Genomic DNA, 3943 nt, shown 5'->3' on the forward strand with positions numbered 1-3943 from the left:
GCTGTAGCAAAAGCTGAAGGTGTAACTTTTTTTTATTTTACTTTAGGAAAAGTTAATATAGAAACTGAAAAAATTTTAGGGAAAATATATGAAAATGGTGAATGGATTGAAAAAGAATTTTCTTTTCCCGATGTTATTTATAATGCAAGTGTTAATGTTAGTGATAAAACTCAGCAAATTTATGATTATTTATATGATAAGGTTCCGTTCACAAGTCATTCAATTGGAGATAAATTAAGTGTATATAACAAAATTAAACAAGCAAAAGAATTTGAGCAATATCTTATTCCCTTTTATGAATTAACTGATGTTAATAAATTTTTTGATATGATTAATAACTATGAAAGGGTTATTATTAAACCGATATCTGGACATCAAGGTAAGGGTATTGTCTTCATTGAAAAATATAGGGAACATTACAAAATAAATGAGGAAGGGCGACTTTTATCCATTAATAAAAAAGAATTATTAGACTTTATATCTCATAAAATCCAAGAACAGGGTTACATAGTTCAACGATTCATTTCATGTCAAATAAAATCTGGTCATGTTTATGATTTTCGATTACATGTTCAAAGAAATGGGGAAGGAAATTGGGTCATTACTTCAATTTATCCAAGGATAGGTTTATTGGGAAGCGTTGTTTCGAACATGGCTAGTGGTGGTTATAGTACTTATTTAGAGAGTTTCTTAAAAACAGAGTTTGGTAATAATTCGTACAATATCCAAAGGTATTTGGAGCGGTTTGCGATAAGTTTTTCTAACCATTTTAATTCTTTATATAAAAATGTATTATTTGACGAGTTAGGAATTGATGTTGGGATTGATAAAATCCAAAAATTGTGGTTGTTTGAAGTGAATTGGAGACCAGGTTTACCTAGTATATTTAATCTTGAATTAGATGTGGCCAGGAATCTAATTCATTATGCTAGATATTTAGCTGATAAACATAAATAAAAAAAGAGGTGTGCTGATAGGAATTATCAGAGTTTTGTAATTGGAGTTGCTCTAGCATTTCACGGTGATATACAAAGTGGGCAATATAAGAATTCAAAATGTTCCTGTATAGTAATTTCTTAGGGTATAAAGTTTACATTTTGCTGGTTGAAAATAAAATTTTTATGGTGTTTAAACCCCAAAAAGTATTCTAAATTGAACTGCACCCTATAAAATGGATAGTTTAATAAAAAGGCCTTTAAAAACTAAGACTTATCTTTCTCTAGAGTTTTAAACATTGATTTGGATTTTCCCACAATGATACCTAAATCAAATTCATTCCTTAAGAAGATTTGATTAGGACATTTCCGACTCTGATTTTTTTCACAGTTTTTACTTTAAAGTCAGCATGATAGATGATAGAACGGCCCAATACCTTCACTACATTTTCATTCACCTTTAATTGTTTTATTTGAAGTCATTAAAAATAATTTTACTCATTTCCCGTATNNTGTTTCCATTATAACGAGGAAATAGATGTGAAAACACACAAAAACCCCGAATCGTGGACACTTAAAAAAAGTCCATGATTCAGGGCATAATTTATATTATTATTCAAGGGACTTTTACAGTATAAAAAATCATTTAAATATTTAGATTGTTAGAAAAAATTATAAGTGTTAAATTTATGTGAATGTTCACAAAAAAGTTGAACTGCTATTTTTTCAGCAGTATACTTAAGGGGTAGAGAGGAGAATAAATTACGTCCTCTATTTAATTTATTGTGTAAGCGGTTACAATCAGTGAAGAAGCGTTCTTATTTGTACAAAGTTAAGGGGGAAGTTTCTATGAAAAAATTAATCAATAAACCTGAAGAAGTTCTTTCAGATATGTTAAAAGGAATGACATTTGCTCATCCTGAGTGCCTTCAAAAGTTAGATGGTTTTAATGTAATAGTTAGAAAAAATCGATCTAAAAATAAAGTAGTTCTTGTAAGTGGCGGAGGAAGCGGGCATGAACCTGCTCATGCTGGATATGTAGGAAGAGGAATGTTAGATGCAGCTGTCCTTGGTGAAGTATTTACTTCACCAACTCCAGACCAAATCTTTGAAGCGATAAAGGAAGTTGAAAATGGACAAGGAGCCTTATTAATTATAAAAAATTATACGGGCGATGTGATGAACTTTGATATGGCAAATGAACTTGCTGAAATGGAAGGGATCGCGGTTGAATCTGTTATTGTAAATGATGACGTTGCAGTTGAAAATAGCACATTCACGACAGGACGCCGAGGAATTGCTGGAACGGTTTTTGTACATAAAATTGCTGGAGCAAAAGCAGAACAAGGTGCTTCTTTACAAGAAGTGAAGGATGTTGCAGAGAAAGTAGTTTCAAATGTAAGAAGTATGGGAATGTCTCTTACTTCTTGTATTGTTCCTGCTGCTGGAAAGGAAAACTTCTCACTTGGAGAAGATGAAATTGAGATTGGCATGGGTATCCACGGAGAGCCTGGTACACATCGTGAAAATATGAAATCTGCTAATGAAATTTGTGATCATTTACTTGATAATATTTTAAGAGATTTACAATTAGAAGAGAATAGTGAAGTAGCAGTTATGGTAAATGGATTATCAGGTACCCCTTTAATGGAGCTATATATAATGAATAAACGAGTGCATGAACGATTGCAAGAGAAAGGAATTCAAGTAGTGAGAACATTTGTTGGAGAGTATATGACTTCACTAGAAATGGCGGGATGTTCAATTACAGTATTAAAGCTAGATCAAGAAATGAAAGAATTGTTAGATGATATTGCGGATACACCAGCTTTTAAACAACTAGGATAGAGGTGAAGCCATATGTTTTATGCAAAGCAAATGATTGAACTACTAAAAAAAATGGACAAAGTAATAGAGGAAAATAAATTGTACTTATCTGAATTGGATGCAGCAATTGGTGATGGCGATCACGGTTTAAATATGAGTAAAGGATTTAAAAGTGTAATTGAAAAGATAAAAGATGAAGAAATTGATGATTTAGGAGAGATACTGAAAAAGGCGGGAATGGCCCTTGTTTCTAATGTTGGTGGAGCCTCAGGACCATTATATGGAACAGCTTTTTTAAAAGCAAGTAATGTATTAAAAGGGAAAAATGAAGTAGACATAATTTTATTTAAAGAATTACTTAAAGAGGCGATTTCAGGAATTCAAATGAGAGGAAAAGCTGAACTGGATGATAAAACAATGTTGGATGCATTCATTCCTGCATATGAAGCATTAGATGCAGCAATAAAAGAAGAAAAGAGTACACTTGAAGCTTTGGAACGAATGAAAGACGCAGCAGTAAAAGGAGCTGAACATACAGCACAGATTATTGCTCGAAAAGGTAGAGCGAGTTATGTAGGAGAAAGAAGTATTGGGCATAAAGATGCCGGCGCAGTATCGAGTATGCTTTTATTAGACTGTATCTATGAATATGTCAAAGAAGCTTAAATGAAAGGAGCATAAAAATGGTTGGAATTGTATTAGTCTCCCACAGTGAAAAAATTGTAGAAGGAATTTACGAGTTAGCTAAGCAAATGGCACCGAATGCAAAGGTAGCCCTTGCTGGTGGTACAGAGGACCATAGACTAGGAACTGATATGAATAAAATTCAGGAAGCAATCCATCATGTATATTCAAAAGATGGTGTTCTGGTATTATTTGATATTGGAAGTGCATTTATGAATGCTGAGATGGCGCTGGAATTTTTAGATGAAGAGATGCAAGGAAATGTGGAAATTATTGATGCAGCATTAGTAGAAGGCGCTATTACAGCAATTGTTGAAAGTCAAATTGGCAGAACGAAAGAGGAAATAAAAGAGAGTTTAAAAGAAATAATTTTAAATAAACGTTTATCTTAAATTGTTAATTATTAAATGTAAATACATCTTAAGAGTAACAGCAAAAGACGTTGATTTTATATATACATCAATTAAAAAAATGACATAAAACCACCCTCTTCTTAG

4 protein-coding genes are annotated in these 3943 nt (G+C 32.3%); all 4 read left to right on the top strand.

The annotated features are described in order from the left end of the window. A partial coding sequence (locus V7183_RS12665; protein ID WP_335359742.1) for a YheC/YheD family endospore coat-associated protein occupies window positions 1-957 on the top strand: 957 nt, incomplete at its 5' end. Window positions 958-1784: 827 nt separating this feature from the next. After that, the gene (dhaK, locus tag V7183_RS12670) at window positions 1785-2783 is read left to right on the top strand and encodes a dihydroxyacetone kinase subunit DhaK (RefSeq protein WP_335359743.1); all 999 of its coding nucleotides are present in this window, start codon (window positions 1785-1787) and stop codon (window positions 2781-2783) included. A gap of 12 nt (window positions 2784-2795) precedes the next feature. After that, complete coding sequence (gene dhaL, locus V7183_RS12675; protein WP_335359744.1) at window positions 2796-3428, top strand: dihydroxyacetone kinase subunit DhaL; 633 nt, start codon at window positions 2796-2798, stop codon at window positions 3426-3428. A gap of 17 nt (window positions 3429-3445) precedes the next feature. Continuing rightward, entirely contained in the window at window positions 3446-3838 is a 393-nt protein-coding gene (gene dhaM, locus V7183_RS12680) for a dihydroxyacetone kinase phosphoryl donor subunit DhaM (RefSeq protein WP_335359745.1), read from the top strand. The last annotated feature ends 105 nt before the right edge of the window (window positions 3839-3943 follow it).

The sequence above is a fragment of the Bacillus sp. JJ1127 genome (assembly GCF_036965845.1).
In the GTDB taxonomy this organism is placed as follows: domain Bacteria; phylum Bacillota; class Bacilli; order Bacillales; family Bacillaceae_G; genus Bacillus_A.